The following is a 14,559-nucleotide window of genomic DNA, read 5'->3' on the forward strand; positions in this document are numbered from 1 at the left end:
CCATTGTAGTGAACTTGGGGCAAAACGAAAGCATTGGTAGTAAGTAATCGCCTCTCATTCGGCCAGATTCTTTGTTTCTTCGCTAAGCGATCCCTCGAATTTAGGAATAGGCCGCTTTTCTTTCCCAGCTTCGGTTTCCACTATTCCATTTTCCTTGATGTCGTTTATCAACCATTGCATTTCCATTATCTCCCTGCGTTGCGCCTTGATAATTTCATTGGCAAGCTCACGTACCCTGACATCTTTTATTTGAGAACGTTTACTGGTCAAAATAGCAATGGAATGATGGGGTATCATTCCTTCCATGTAGTCGACTCCTGAAACGGTAACCTGACTCCTGACCAGCCATATCCCACCTGCAATCAACAAAACACCCAAGGCTAAAATTGACATGTTCTTGCGTCGGTCTTTATACATCTGTAGCATATATAGCAGCATAATAATGATCATCGATCCCCCCATGATCAAAGTCATGAAAAATCTAGTCTCACTATACCAAAAATGATCAATGATTTGATATGAGTGGGTGTACATTAAAAAAAACATGGCGACCATTGAGGTGCCAATCATCGCAAAAAACTTTAAATAATTATTGGATTTCCTTTGACTATCTTCCATTGTGCAAATTTTATCTGGTTATTGTGATTATTCCTTGACTTTCGATTATTGTATTGTTCCATTCCAATTGTAGGCCTGACAATTTACCTGTCCCAGTTATCATATATTGGTTCAATTGGCTTTGCTCATCGCTTGTATTTTATATTGACCTCCGTTATTTTCCAATGCCTTTTGTAGATTTTCAAGGGGGACCTCAAATTGCGACTCCACTGTAGCTTCTGCGTTTTTTAGATTGACCGCTACATCGGCTACACCGGCCACATTGAAAAGAGCTTCTTCAACGTGCCCCCTACAGCCATCACAAGTCATTCCTTCTATTTGGTATCTTCTTTTCATGTTGTGATGATTTTATATTTTAACAATTTTACACATAGAATCAACAATGTTGGTTCCAACACGTATGGGAAAAGTAACACTTTCTGTATAAGGGCGTTGTTTGAAAAAAAACAAACCTTGACCCATTTGCGAAGAAAGGTGTTTTTTAAATAGCGTTTAGGAGGCTGGTTCCTTGGGAAGGTATTGCGACCTTAACGATAGAGGTTAAATATCATCAAGCGATATTCTATTTTGAATGGCACTTTTCTTAAATTGTGTAGGTGTCATTCCAGTTACTTTTTTAAATTGGTTGCTTAAATAGGCAACGCTGCTATAGTCCAATTGAAACGCTATTTCTTTTAAGCCCAATTCATCATAAACAAGAAACTCTTTGATCTTTTCAATCTTTTGGTTGATGATATATTGCTCCAAGGTAATGCTTTCCACCGCGGAAAACAGCGAACTAAGATACTTATAGTCAAGATGCAATCCATCGGAAAGGTATTCGGGCCATTTGACCTTTTCCATGGGTCCGGTGTAGTGTATCGCCTCAATCACTAGGTTTTTGATCTGTTCTATCAACTGACCTTTACGATCGTTGATGATCGTAAATCCAATTTTCTCAAGTCGTTCGTTGAGACCTTCCCGTTTTTCAGGCGTGATTTTCCCATTGAGGGTTATTTCACCCAACGACACATTCATATAGGGAATGCCCTCATCGTCCAAAATACCTTTGACGGCCATGATGCATCTCGGACAGACCATGTTTTTGATGTACAACACATCTTTCGATTTACTGGACCCAACTTCCATATCATGCAGTGAATTTCCACAGGGCCTTCAAAAAAATGACGACCACTGCCAATATAACGATCAATATCAAGGCCAATATGCCAAGGATTTTCATTCTTTTTTCCTTTCTATTCTTGGCCGGGTCCCGTTTCCTTTTCGCCAGCCCCCTTTTTTTCTTTCGTCTTTGCCTCCTAAGTTCGCTCATTTTTCCCAAAATGGTTCAACTGGCACAATAGTCAACTATTTGCTCCTAACAGGAGTCCTTTGCCAAATAAGTATGTCAATGTGTTTGAACTATCGCCTTTTCCATAATTTTCTGATCGTTGGTGAGCTGACATACCACAACAAGAATCCACTCAAAACGGTAATCAATCCCATCAGGGAAAAAATCCGTAAAACCATGGTGTTAAAATCGTCCCGTCCCTCATAGTCCATGGTATGGGTCATCCACAAAAAATCGAACCATCTCCAGGACCGATGCCTTACACGTTGAAACGACCCATCGGTCTCTGAGACATACGCTTTAAGGTTTTCATCCGTTTCATAGGTGATCACATAGGCCGGTAATGGACGTCCACGATACTCGTGCTGCCCACCTGTTTGGGTGAGTCTTTCAACACTTTTGACCTTAAGTTCGGGCAACATATACTGTGAAGCAACGGCCAAGGCCTGTTGTTCATCGATACCCTTTTTGATCTCCCCCGTTTGTGCATCCATCAAAACCCCGCCATTGATCCAATAATAGGGACTTCCCCCTATATTTCTCATTTCCAAAGATTTGATTTTAACGTTCCCGTGTCCATTGGGAGCAATTAAATTCCCAAATTCTGACTGGTCCGGATGCTCCTTGATGAATTGATCTCCATGGATCTCGTCAATGTCCGTCCAACTAAAATATAGTCCACTGATGGTCCACATTAGGAACTGGATCCCAATAAATAGGCCAAGATATCTATGTATCTTTCTGACCTTCATCGATGTTTTTCTTCCGACCATTAGTTCTTCCCGTTGTTCCGTGAGGAGTTATGCATCTTTACAATTTTCCAATCCCCATCCGTTTTTTTAAGGATGGTGGTGGCAACCCCTTTTCTGCTGATCGTTTTGCCCTCACCTCCATTTTCCGATTTTAGGCCAATGGTATAGACATAGCTTTCCGTAGTAAAGGCAAAGGGTAGCTCCACCTTCACTTCAATGGTATAATCCGAGAACTTAAAACTGTTGAAATGTCCAAGTTCTGGACCTATATGATGGTCGTGATAATGTTGATAGGTGCCTTCCACGCCCCCGGATTCAAAAACTTCGGAATCTTCCGCAAAAAGCTCCAAGGTACCTTCCGTGGTCAAGTTTTGCAGTGCTTCTTTATAGCTTTCCAATATCCTCAGCACAGCGGCCCTGTCCTGGTCTAGGTTTTCCTTGTTAGGGTTTGTTTGGCCAAAGCTTGTCCCTGTGAGAAATACGGCCATTAGAAAAATCTGTAAAGTAATACGTTTCATTGGTTTGTTTTAACATTGTTTAGGTTAGTATATATTGTATGATAAAGGCTCCCAGGACAATCGAAATGACGATCCCATACAGGATATGGGCCAACCATTTTTTTAAAATGGCCTTTTTCGGCTGCACAGGTCCATTGTCACGACAACAATCTTTCATCCTTTTTTTCCATTAGTGCCTGACAAGGGAAGGGAACGATTAACTAACTAACTCACCAACCAATCAACTTTGGGTGTTCCCCTCCCTTTCAGGACTTTATTTCCTCATTCATAGTAACCGGACATGACCAACAACAATAGCAATATCGTTTGTCCCGGTTTTAGGGTAATTTCCATGTCATTTTCAATTATCCAATTCTTCCATTAGATCATTTACCAAGGTCAATATCCGTTCTTTCTCTTCCACCGATAATTTTGCATCCTTATGGATCAGGGTATAGGAAGATAGGGGCATCTTATCGTCTTCGATCTGACTTGCGATGGACTTTAGTTTGCTCCTTTTTCTTCGATCCGAATAGTCGCCCCATTCATTGAAATTGAGTTCTTCCTTTCCCTCTTTGATGTGTTCTTCCAAAAACCAGGCGATGGGTTGGACCTTATTGTACCACGGGTATTGGGTGTTGTTACTGTGGCAATCATAGCAAGATACCCGCAAATCGTGTTCGATATCCTTGGCAACCTGGTTCACCGACATGAAGTCCGTATCGGGAACCACATCGCTCAAGTTGGGATCTGTGGGCACAAACTGGATGCCCACAAATCCCAACAGCACTACCAATACTATGATTTTCAGTACTTTCATTTAATTGATTTCCTTTTGCACCTTACCACAGGTCAACATCTTACTTCCAAAAAATGGATTCTGGATTTCGCTGCTTGCGCTGAGCCACGTTCCTCCTTGGTTGTTGTTGTACATGGGGCAGAATTGTTGGTACAAGGTTTTGGAAGTCCCGGTTATCGCAACAAAATCGACCATATCCTTGCCCAGTCCTTCAAAGTGTTCCCGTTGGTGACCGATATCACTTTTGGCGATATGCTCCCCATGTTCCTTGGCCACTTCAATGATATCGGACAGCTCCTTCTGTTGCTGTTCATCGTATCCGCTGATATCAAAGCTGCCCAAGGCACTGGCCAAGGCTTGGCCCGATTTGGCCGCTTCATCCTTATTGTCCGCCACCAGGGCATCCTTCAGTTGGAGGTAGCTGTCGATCACGGATGTGCCCTGTGCATCGGACGAACCCATATCATGGTCCATGGTCCCGTGGTCCATTTCCCCCGCAGAGCTCTCATGGTGATGGCCCTCTTCCGTTCCCATCTCCATATGGGCTCCTTCCTTGTCATTTGTTTCCTTCTTACCGTCCTTACAGGAAATCACGGTAATGGTCAAAAGCGCAATGGCAATTGTACTTAATGTAACTGTTGTTCTTTTCATTGTAATTGATTTTAAGATTAATTCCTCGTTTTGATTGCCCGGGGTAAGCATTTTTGTATTATCCCCTATTATTGTTACTATTTTAATTTTTTCATCTAATTTTCCATTTCTCCCACGCAGGCACTCAGCCCTTATTCTTCCTCGACCGTACGCTTTTTCCCCAAAAAAAATCGTTCCCCGAAAAAAATAAGCACCATCAATGCAAGGGCAACGATGACCACCAAGGGGTCACTACCCGCCTTTGACCAAATAAAGACGCCCAACACCAGTACATCCAGCACAAGGGCCGTAATGAGGATAATGGGATTTGCACCGATTTCCTTTCGTAGATTTTTTAGGACCCCCCAATGGATCCCGATATCCATGATCAAATAAAAGATGGCACCCAATGCAGCGATCCGGGTCAAACTCAGGCTATTTTTTTTGTATTCTACCATTTAAAAACGGGCTAGCAGGCCTCCGCCCCAACCATATCGGTTGTTGTAGTTGGCCTGGATTGAAAAATTACGTGAAAGGATATAGGAGGCCCCTACCAGCCATTGGGTCTCACTTTCATAGGATGAATTCCCCAAATCGTTGACCCATCCAAAATCGGCCCGATATTCATATTCCCCCTCGAGGAAAATCCTTGGAAAAAGCAATAGTTCCCTATCCAACCTTATTCTTGGACGCAGCTGGTGGTCCATACTCACATCCATATTAAAGCGGTATGGGGTAAAATACTTGACCCCTATCAGTCCCACTGTATTGAAGCGGTCATAGGAATCAGGGATGGAGGTTTCCGTGTTCACCCCTGCATAGACCCGTACCCAGTCATTGAGATACCTGTTATAATTGAATTCCACCTCGGCATTTTGGTCGTAGTCAAATTCTGCCCGTACCCCAAATTCATTCCTGATATTACTTGAAACAAGGAAGAGTTCATTAAAATTGGAACCCAATCTGGCAGCACCCCAAGCATAATAATGGTCAGTTTCATCTACCAACTTTTGAACAGGAAAATCCTTCATTCTCACATCCCTTGGGGTATCATAACTGAAAACCCGGGCCATGCCCCCCATCATGTGATAGAGGATATGACAGTGGAAAAACCAATCCCCGTACTCTTCATTATAAAATTCGATGACCACTTTCTGCATGGGCGGCACATTGACCGTATGTTTCAAGGGTGACTTTTCACCATTCTCATTGATGACCCTGAAATAATGCCCATGGAGGTGCATCGGATGGTGCATCATGGTCAGGTTGTTGAGGGTGATCCGGGTTACTTCCCCACCTTTGATCTTGATCTTATCGGTTTCTGAAAGTGGCACACCGTTCATACTCCAGATATACCGTTGCATATTTCCCGTCAGGTTCAACAGAATGTCATTGACGGGCAGATCGGCATTATAGGTAGTACTTTCCTTTGCTTTTAAGAAATCATAGTTGAAATACGTTTTACGGGTATCGTAATCAAAAGCTGAAGTGTCTTTCTGCATCATTGGCATAGTCTGAACCATAGGGTCTTCCATCTTATCCTTATGTCCGGTGGATTTCATTGACGTTGAATCCTTTTCCATTCCTGCCATATCCCCCATCTTTTTATCCATCTCCATGTGCCTATGATCTTCATTCGCATTCATAGGCCTTTTATCATCCATCTTCGCAATGGGTTTATCCTTTTGACCGCTCATTTCGGTCTTATCCATCGACATCCCATTGTGCATACCCATATCCATGCTGCCATCCTTCATGTCCATCTGCATCCCATACTTTTGCATCAAATATTCGGGTGTATTTTTCTTCTTGTTGCCGGCCATTGCCGGAGCTCCCATTTTCATGTCCATTTGGGCCATTTGTTTCATCATCGCCACTTTGTCGGGCCTATCGATGGTCGTTGCGGGAAAAAGCGTTCCCTGCCCTAAATGCAACGAAGTATGCCCGGAGCCGTCCTGTGCCGTGGCCGTTACCTCCAAAGTGCCTTCAGGAACGGTCACGATGACATCATAGGTCTCGGCAATGCCAAAAAGAAAACGACTTTTGGAAACTGGCTCCACATCGACACCATCCCCGGAAACCACCATGGGGTTACCGCCACCGAAATCCATCCAATAATAGGTGGAGGCAGAGGCATTGACGAACCGGAGCCGCACTTTTTCACCGGGTTTGATATCAGGGTATTCGGCCAATGTTTCCCCATTGGTCAAAAATGCCGGGTAATAGATATCGGCAATATCTGCTCCTTCCATACGATCTCGCCAAAATTTGAGCTGTGCCCCGAGCGCACCTTCCTTGATGACCCTGCCCAAGGGTACGGCGGTCCCCTTTTTGACCTGATACCACTCGTTTCCCCTTTTAAGGTTTCGAAGCACGTTCATGGCCTTTTCGTTCGTCCAATCGGAGAGCACCACGACCAAATCCTTATCGTAGTCCAATGTCTTTTCCTTGGGATGGATCAGTATCGAGCCATACACTCCCTTTTGCTCTTGAAGCATGGTATGGGAATGGTACCAATAGGTACCTGATTGGTTGATCGGAATCCGATATTGGAAAGTTGTGCCAGGTTCAATGGGAGGGGTCGTCAGGTACGGTACCCCGTCATAAAAATTGGGCAAGATCAATCCATGCCAGTGTACGGAGGTTTCCACATCCATCTTATTGGTCACGTTGATCAGGGCGAGGTCACCCTCGTTGAATTCCAAGACCGGTCCCGGAATACTTCCGTTGATGGTCATTGCATCGGCAGTGACCCCACCGAGGGTCAATTTGTTCTGTTCCAGTACAAGATTGTATTCCCGAACGGGTCTACCTTCCTCTTTTCTGTCCTCACCATTTGTCCCCACTTGCCCAAAAACATGGGTCGTCAAGGCAGTTAGGACAAAAAACAAGATTTTAGATTTCAATATTTTCATCATTCATTCATTTACATTTGTTCAATTACATTTCATCGGTGATTTCACCGCAGGTCAACATAGCCTCTCCGAAATAGGGGTTTTTGATCTCTTTGGTCGTACTCAACCAATAGGCACCTTTGTTGTTGTCGGCCATCGGGCAAAATTGTTCGTATATCTTTTGATCGACCCCAAAAAGCTTGACACCTTTGGATAGATGGGCGGACAGATGTTTAAAATGATCGCGTTGCGCCTTGATATCCGATATCTTTGAAATGGAATTCGCCGAATTGGAGATTTCCTTCGAGATCGTCATCCAATGGTCGTGCGCCTTTTTGTCCGTCAATTGTTTCATATCCACATGTTCCAAGGCCGACAACACTTTTTTGGCAGCGGCATTGGACTTAGCGGCATTATCATTGACAAGCGCATCCTTTAACTCCAAGTAGGCGCTCAACACCTGTTTCAATTGGTTTTTAAAAGTCGCTGTCGCCGTCATTCGCTGATTCATATCGGAATGGTCTATTTTGTTTTCCTGTTTGACATCGCCCATATCCATATCCGAATGATCGCTACCGCCTGTACCCTTGTCATCCCCCATCTTCATTCCTCCGTGGTTATGTCCCGTCATGGCGGGCCCACCTTCAGGATTCATCATGCTCGGTTTCCCGGCCAATTGGGCCGCCGCGTCTATACTAAAGGTCCCGTTTACCGCGATCTCATCCCCTTCTTGCAGACCCTCCTTGACAATGAAACCATTTCCCAACGATGGTCCCAAGGTGACATCGCGCAACACAAAATTCACCCCATTGGACGTGGTATTTTTGATATATACCACAGATCGTTCCCCGGTCCACATCACTGCCGACTTTGGAATGGTTATCGCTTCTGATGCAATGGGCTGTTTTGCTTCCACGGTTCCGGAAGCGAACATTTCCGGCTTTAACCTTAGACTGGCGTTCCCGATCTCGACTCGGGCCTTGGCAACCCTTGTCATGGGATTGATCACCGGATCGATATAGGAAATCCTGCCTTTGAAGTTTTCACCGGGAAGTGAGGGTATGGTAAAGACCACTTCATCGCCTTTTCTTATCCAGGGCATGTCGGTCTCATAGATATCGAAAAGTACCCAAACGCTGTTCAGGTTGGCAATTTGATATAATGCCTTGCCCTTGTTGACATAGTCGCCAAGGTTTACCATTTTTTCGGTAACGTAGCCTGAAACATCGGCATGTATCGGCAATTCCTCCTTAACGGTCCCGGATTGAAGTATCTGTGCGATTTGGTTGTCGGAAAGTTTCCAGTTTTTTAATTTTTCCTTGGCGGCATTAAAAAACTGCGGTTGGGTGTCCGCCACCTTTCTTGCTTCAAAAAGTTCTTCTTGTGCAGTGACCAGGTCAGGGGAATAAATATAGGCGATGATCTGCCCCTGTTTGATGTACTCCCCTGTAAAATTCACCATTAGCCTTTCCACCCTGCCGGGAATATGGGAAGATTGGGAATAGATCGATCGTTCATCCGCTTCCACCTTGCCATTAAGATCGATCAATTTGACCGGGGCGGTCTTGCCCACGATTTCCGTAGTGACATTGGCAAGCTGCATGGCGGTTTTCGACATGCTAACGGCCATGGGGTCCAGTTCCGAACCGTTGTCATTTTCCAAAGGGATCAAGTCCATCCCACAAATGGGACAATCTCCCGGTTCCGTCTGTCTGATCTGGGGATGCATGGAGCAGGTCCAAATGGTTTCTCCCGATACTTCCGAAGTATGTTGGTGTTCCTCTGTGGCATTGCCCTTGGAGCCCCCGAACAATAGCCATCCCAGCAAAAGTCCAAGAACCAAGGTGGACAAGGCTATTTTTACTATTTTTTGTGTTTCTGATTTCATCTGATTATTTTTTTGCCGTGATATAGTTAAACTTGGCCAACGCTATTTCATATTGCGTCAATGCGCTTATTTTCAATTTAGTATACTTCAACAATTGTTGCTGCATTCGTAACACCTCCTCGAAGTCCTTCCCGGAATTCCCATAGGCTGTGAACAACAGATTGAGTGCTTGTTCCGATTCCATGATCTGTTCATCAAAGAGGGAAATCAGATCGGTCTGCTGCCTTATGTCAAAAACGGCCATTTCATAATTGGTCTTCAATGTATTGGTGACTTCCTTTTTTTGCAGTGCATAACTTTCCTGCATCAATTGGGCCTCCTTTTCGGCTGCCCTGTACTTACCCCTGAATAGGGGCAGGCTCAAGGTAACCATGGGCATCAATACATCCTTGCCGTTATCGGGAACCACCATGTCCGTTCGCTCATCGACCATTACATAGTCCAGTCCGATCCCAACTTTTGGCAAGCCTTGTTTAAGGGCTGCCCTTTCAGAGACCTCTGCTGCCTTGACCTTTAATTCCAGGGAATTCAAAAGCGGATGGTCCACCACCAAGGAATCTTTTGTGTAATCAATGGGCAGTACATTGACCCCAAAGGTCTCAGGGATGTTTATTTGTTCATCTTCCTTACGGTCCAATAGTTTATTGAAGGACGCCAGAAGTGGGATTTCCTTATGTTTAAGGATACCCAGATTCGTCCGGGCTTCCTTTAAAAGCACGTCCACCCTTAAGACATCGACCAATGATCCCAGGCCATTTTTAAATTTCGTATTGGAAACCGTCTTGTAGGATTCCAGGATGGCGATGTTGTCCTCTTCGATACGTACCCACTCCTTAAGTTCGTACAATGGAAAATAAGCTGCTGAAACCTCGTAATAAAGTTTGTTCCTTGCATCCAAAAAAGACTGGTACTTGGCCTCTGCCATAAGTGCAGCGGCATCACCTTGGGCCTTTAAGGTTCCAAACCAAGGAAACATCTGGGTCAGTGAAAACCTTGCCTTTTGGGGCCCTACCCGGGTTTCGACCGGGGAGATGAAGTACCCAAAGGACAGGTTTGGATCTGGTAAAGCCTTTACCTGCGGTACCTTTTGTAACGCCGCCTCAAAATCTTTGTACTGTGAAAGAAGCCCCGGGTTGTTCCCAGCAGCAATCTCAAAGTAGTCTTCCAAGGTCTGGCCATTGGATAGGATACTTGTCAAGATAAATATAATGGTCACTACCTTTTTCATTTTACTGTATTTTTTTCAATGCTTTGTTGCGATTTTTAATGACTGTTTCCCTCCAATAGGCTTGGAGTACCGGGACCACGAACATGGTCATGATCTGTATGGTCATTCCCCCAAAAGTCGGGATGGCCATGGGAATCATAATGTCGGCCCCTTTTCCGGTCGAGGTGAGTATTGGTAAAAGGGCGATAATGGCCACCGCTGCCGTCATCATGGCGGGACGCACCCTTTTTTTCCCGGCCTCCAAAACTGCCGCTCTCACATCCGGTACGGTTTGAGGGTTCTTTTCCTCGAAAACCTGGTGGATGTACGTACCCATGATGACACCATCATCGGTGGCAATACCGAAAAGCGCGATAAATCCTACCCAAACCGCAACGCTTAAGTTGATCGTGTGCATTTGGAACAGATCGCGCATGTTGACCCCTGCAATGGCAAAATTCATGAACCAATCCTGACCATAGAGCCAGAGCATTATGAAACCTCCCGCAAAAGCAACAAAAACTCCGGAAAAATGGATGGAGGATGCGATGACCGTCTTGAACTGAAAAAACAGGAGCAAGAAAATCACGATCAAACTGATCGGTATGACAATGGACAGTCTTTTCACTGCCCTGATTTGGTTTTCATAACTCCCTGAAAACTTATAGCTTATTCCTGCGGGGACCGTTAATTCCCCTGCATCGATTTTTTTCTGGATGGCTTCTTGGGCATCGTTCACCACATCGACTTCCGCAAAACCGTCCCGTTTATCAAAAAGCACATAGCCCACCAAAAAGGTGTTTTCGCTCTTGATGGCCTGAGGCCCGCGGACATATTCAAAATCCACCACTTGGGATAAGGGAATTTGCGCCCCTACCGGTGTGGGAATCAAAATTTTCTTCAACGATTCCGGGTCGTCCCTCAATTCCCTCGGGTAGCGCACCCGCACGGGAAAACGTTCCCTACCCTCAACGGTGGAGGTGATTTTCATCCCACCGATCGCTGTTTCGATGCTTTGCTGCACATCTTCAATGTTCAAACCATATCGGGATATCCCGTCCCTGTTGATATTGAGGTGCAAATAAGGTTTGCCGACTATTCTATCGGCGAATGCGGCTTCTGCCTTGACTGAGGGCACTTCCTTCAAGATACCTTCCAATTGCATCCCAAAATCCTCGATGGTCTTCAGATCGGGTCCAAAAACCTTGATCCCCATGGGAGCGCGCATTCCGGTCTGCAGCATCACCAACCGGGTTTCAATGGGCTGTAATTTGGGAGCAGAGGTTATGCCCGGGATTTTGGTGACCTTTACGATCTCATCCCAGATATCGTTGGGGGATTTGATATGGGGCCTCCAGTTTCGGAAAAACTCACCGTCCTCATCCACGATCAGGTCCTTCTCGGCAATCCCTCGCTGCAAGGCCTCCTCATTGGTCAAAGTGTCTTTATGCTGGGTAATGAACCTATCTTTTCGATCTACTTTATAACGGACCCTATGTCCGTCTTCATTCACAATGAATTCAGGTTTATAGTTGATGATGTTCTCATACATGGAAATGGGTGCAGGGTCCAGTGCGGATTCAACGCGACCGAGTTTACCGACAACCAAGTCCACTTCGGGTATGCTTCCCAAGAGCATATCCAACTGTCCAACCACCCTTTTGTTGTATTCCACCCCTGAATGCGGCATGGATGTCGGCATCAACAGGAACGAACCTTCATTGAGTGATGGCATGAACTCGGATCCTATTCCCGGGAATCTCTTGGAAGCTGCCTGCCATCCCGAGGTCTGTCTGACACTTTTCCAACCTACCGATTCAAAGCCTTTGGCCACGATTCCAAAGGTGCTATCGAACCCCAGCCAAACCAATACCCCAAAAAACAGGGTCACGAATGGGATGAGCATGAACTTTCCCTTGTTTTCCAGACACCACTTTAGGACCGGTGTATAGAAATGTACGATTCCCATCAAAGCGGCCAGGATAATGCCCACTAGAAACAACACAAAAAAGTAGTTGACCACAATACCGTTTTGGGGTCCCAAGGGCATCCATTCCTCGGTCAAGAAGAACGAGGCGATAAAAACGGTCAATCCCAAATTGATATAGTTGGGAAACGATTTATAGTGCTCCGGCCATTTGGGTTCCATCAAATTGTTCAACCCAATGAGTGAAATGACCAATGGCAACCACATCTGGGCATAAAATGCAAAAATAAGCCCGGTGGATATCAATAGAATGGACCAAAACCGTCGCACCCGTTTCTTGTCATAATCCACCCCCATTACAAAATGGGCCAATGCCGGAAGCACAACGATTCCCAGCACAAAGGCGCTCAACAGGGCAAAGGTCTTGGTAAAGGCCAAGGGCCTAAATAGCTTCCCTTCTGCCGATTGCATGGCAAAGACAGGCACAAAGCTCACGACGGTGGTCGCCAATGCGGTCGTAATTGCCGAGGCCACTTCCACGGTGGCCTTATATATTACCTGAATGAGTTCCTTGCCCTTGGCACCATGGTTCTCGGGCATTTCCAAATGACGGATAATGTTCTCGACGAACACGATCCCCACGTCCACCATCACCCCTATGGCAATGGCTATCCCGGAAAGGGCCACCACATTGGCATCTACCCCGGCATATTGCATGACAATAAAGGTCATTAGGACCCCGACAGGCAATAGACTGGATATGATCACAGAGGCCCTCAGGTTGAGGACAAGTACCAGTACAACGATGATGCTGATCAGTATTTCGTGGGACAGGGCATTTTCCAAAGTACCTATGGTCTCGTGGATGAGCTGTGTCCGGTCATAAAACGGGACCACGGTCAATTGGCTTTCCACACCATTGGCCAATGTCTTTTTGGGCAAACCGGGTGCGATTTCCTTGATCTTGTCCTTCACATTATTGATGACCGCCAAAGGATTGGAACCATAACGGGCGACCACGACGCCACCTACCACTTCGGCGCCCCCTTTATCGAGCACGCCCCTTCGTGTGGCCGGTCCCAAGCTGACCACCCCAATATCCTTGACCCGAACCGGGACATTGTCAAAGACGGCAACCACGGCCTTTTCTATGTCTTCCGTATTTTTGACATATCCCAAGCCCCTGACCAAATATTCTGCTTGATTGACTTCAATGGTCTTGGCGCCCACATCCCTGTTCGACTTCCGTACGGCCTCCATGACCTTGTATAAAGGAATATTATAGGCTTTCAGGGCATCTGGATTTACATCCACTTGATATTCTTGGACGAAACCACCGATCGAAGCCACTTCGGACACCCCGTCCACGGCATTCAACCCGTATTTCACATAAAAATCCTGGGCAGTCCGTATTTCGTGCAGATCCCATCCTCCTGTAGGGTTCCCATCCTTGTCCCTTCCTTCCAGGGTATACCAATATACCTGTCCCAATGCCGTGGCGTCAGGACCCAAAGTCGGGGTTACCCCATCGGGCAACAGCCCTGCGGGAAGTGAATTCAATTTTTCAAGGATCCGGGAGCGCGACCAATAAAATTCCACATCATCATTAAAAATGATATAGATACTGGAAAATCCAAAGATGGATGAACTACGGATCGTTTTCACCCCTGGAATTCCAAGTAAATAGGTCGTCATTGGATAAGAAATCTGATCCTCGATATCTTGTGGCGATCGCCCGGGCCATTGCGTGAAAACAATTTGCTGGTTTTCCCCAATATCGGGAATGGCATCCACGGGCACCGGGTCTTTTGGGAGAAAGCCCGTATTCCAATTGAAGGGGGAAGTGACAATCCCCCAGGTAACCAACGTTATTAAAACGAGAACGGTCACCAGTTTGTTCTCTAAAAAGTATTTTATGATTTTATTGAGCATATCATGAGTTTATTGTGTTGGAAATAGTGAAAATGTTCCAAAGGCAATAAATACCTAGGGCCATGCCAAAAACCATAGCACGGCC

Annotated in this window: 12 protein-coding genes; all 12 read right to left on the reverse strand. The window is 45.6% G+C overall.

All coding sequences use genetic code 11. The features are described from left to right. Positions 1–54 precede the first annotated feature (54 nt). Positions 55–618, reverse strand: a complete 564-nt coding sequence (locus SD449_RS04800; protein ID WP_036385854.1) for a DUF305 domain-containing protein — start codon at positions 616–618, stop codon at positions 55–57. 111 nt (positions 619–729) lie between these two features. After that, on the reverse strand, positions 730–954 hold the full coding sequence (locus SD449_RS04805; protein ID WP_090294903.1) for a heavy-metal-associated domain-containing protein: 225 nt from the start codon (positions 952–954) through the stop codon (positions 730–732). A 204-nt stretch (positions 955–1,158) separates the two neighbouring features. Then, complete coding sequence (locus SD449_RS04810) at positions 1,159–1,746, reverse strand: helix-turn-helix domain-containing protein (protein ID WP_036383511.1); 588 nt, start codon at positions 1,744–1,746, stop codon at positions 1,159–1,161. A 273-nt stretch (positions 1,747–2,019) separates the two neighbouring features. Then, positions 2,020–2,721, reverse strand: coding sequence for a PepSY domain-containing protein (locus tag SD449_RS04815; RefSeq protein ID WP_036385860.1), 702 nt, complete (start codon positions 2,719–2,721; stop codon positions 2,020–2,022). Then, the gene (locus tag SD449_RS04820; RefSeq protein ID WP_036385862.1) at positions 2,721–3,218 is read right to left on the reverse strand and encodes a YybH family protein; all 498 of its coding nucleotides are present in this window, start codon (positions 3,216–3,218) and stop codon (positions 2,721–2,723) included. The genes SD449_RS04815 and SD449_RS04820 overlap by 1 nt, the downstream gene beginning before the upstream one ends. Positions 3,219–3,558: 340 nt before the next feature. Further along, positions 3,559–4,017 carry a heme-binding domain-containing protein gene (locus SD449_RS04825; protein ID WP_036385864.1) on the reverse strand — a complete coding sequence of 153 codons (459 nt, stop codon included), beginning with the start codon at positions 4,015–4,017 and terminating at the stop codon, positions 3,559–3,561. Then, a complete protein-coding gene (locus tag SD449_RS04830; RefSeq protein ID WP_318309122.1) occupies positions 4,018–4,647 on the reverse strand; it encodes a DUF3347 domain-containing protein in 630 nt (209 codons plus the stop codon). 131 nt (positions 4,648–4,778) lie between these two features. After that, positions 4,779–5,084: a hypothetical protein gene (locus tag SD449_RS04835; RefSeq protein WP_182849956.1), complete on the reverse strand. Its 306-nt coding sequence runs from the start codon at positions 5,082–5,084 to the stop codon at positions 4,779–4,781. Beyond that, positions 5,085–7,541, reverse strand: coding sequence for a multicopper oxidase domain-containing protein (locus SD449_RS04840; RefSeq protein ID WP_318309195.1), 2,457 nt, complete (start codon positions 7,539–7,541; stop codon positions 5,085–5,087). 25 nt (positions 7,542–7,566) lie between these two features. Then, positions 7,567–9,408, reverse strand: coding sequence for an efflux RND transporter periplasmic adaptor subunit (locus tag SD449_RS04845; RefSeq protein WP_318309124.1), 1,842 nt, complete (start codon positions 9,406–9,408; stop codon positions 7,567–7,569). Positions 9,409–9,412: 4 nt separating this feature from the next. After that, positions 9,413–10,636, reverse strand: a complete 1,224-nt coding sequence (locus tag SD449_RS04850) for a TolC family protein (protein WP_318309125.1) — start codon at positions 10,634–10,636, stop codon at positions 9,413–9,415. A gap of 1 nt (position 10,637) precedes the next feature. Continuing rightward, positions 10,638–14,474, reverse strand: a complete 3,837-nt coding sequence (locus SD449_RS04855) for an efflux RND transporter permease subunit (protein WP_318309126.1) — start codon at positions 14,472–14,474, stop codon at positions 10,638–10,640. Between the last annotated feature and the right edge of the window lie 85 nt (positions 14,475–14,559).

It is taken from the genome of Flagellimonas crocea (assembly GCF_033441595.1).
Lineage (GTDB): Bacteria > Bacteroidota > Bacteroidia > Flavobacteriales > Flavobacteriaceae > Flagellimonas > Flagellimonas crocea.

Bases quoted from the DNA above. Each gene is read 5' to 3' on its own strand.
- SD449_RS04855 (WP_318309126.1), bottom strand. From the start codon at position 14,474: ATGCTCAATAAAATCATAAAATACTTTTTAGAGAACAAACTGGTGACC.
- SD449_RS04830 (WP_318309122.1), bottom strand. From the start codon at position 4,647: ATGAAAAGAACAACAGTTACATTAAGTACAATTGCCATTGCGCTTTTG.
- SD449_RS04815 (WP_036385860.1), bottom strand. From the start codon at position 2,721: ATGGTCGGAAGAAAAACATCGATGAAGGTCAGAAAGATACATAGATAT.
- SD449_RS04805 (WP_090294903.1), bottom strand. From the start codon at position 954: ATGAAAAGAAGATACCAAATAGAAGGAATGACTTGTGATGGCTGTAGG.
- SD449_RS04835 (WP_182849956.1), bottom strand. From the start codon at position 5,084: ATGGTAGAATACAAAAAAAATAGCCTGAGTTTGACCCGGATCGCTGCA.
- SD449_RS04800 (WP_036385854.1), bottom strand. From the start codon at position 618: ATGGAAGATAGTCAAAGGAAATCCAATAATTATTTAAAGTTTTTTGCG.
- SD449_RS04810 (WP_036383511.1), bottom strand. From the start codon at position 1,746: ATGGAAGTTGGGTCCAGTAAATCGAAAGATGTGTTGTACATCAAAAAC.
- SD449_RS04840 (WP_318309195.1), bottom strand. From the start codon at position 7,541: ATGAAAATATTGAAATCTAAAATCTTGTTTTTTGTCCTAACTGCCTTG.
- SD449_RS04845 (WP_318309124.1), bottom strand. From the start codon at position 9,408: ATGAAATCAGAAACACAAAAAATAGTAAAAATAGCCTTGTCCACCTTG.
- SD449_RS04820 (WP_036385862.1), bottom strand. From the start codon at position 3,218: ATGAAACGTATTACTTTACAGATTTTTCTAATGGCCGTATTTCTCACA.
- SD449_RS04825 (WP_036385864.1), bottom strand. From the start codon at position 4,017: ATGAAAGTACTGAAAATCATAGTATTGGTAGTGCTGTTGGGATTTGTG.
- SD449_RS04850 (WP_318309125.1), bottom strand. From the start codon at position 10,636: ATGAAAAAGGTAGTGACCATTATATTTATCTTGACAAGTATCCTATCC.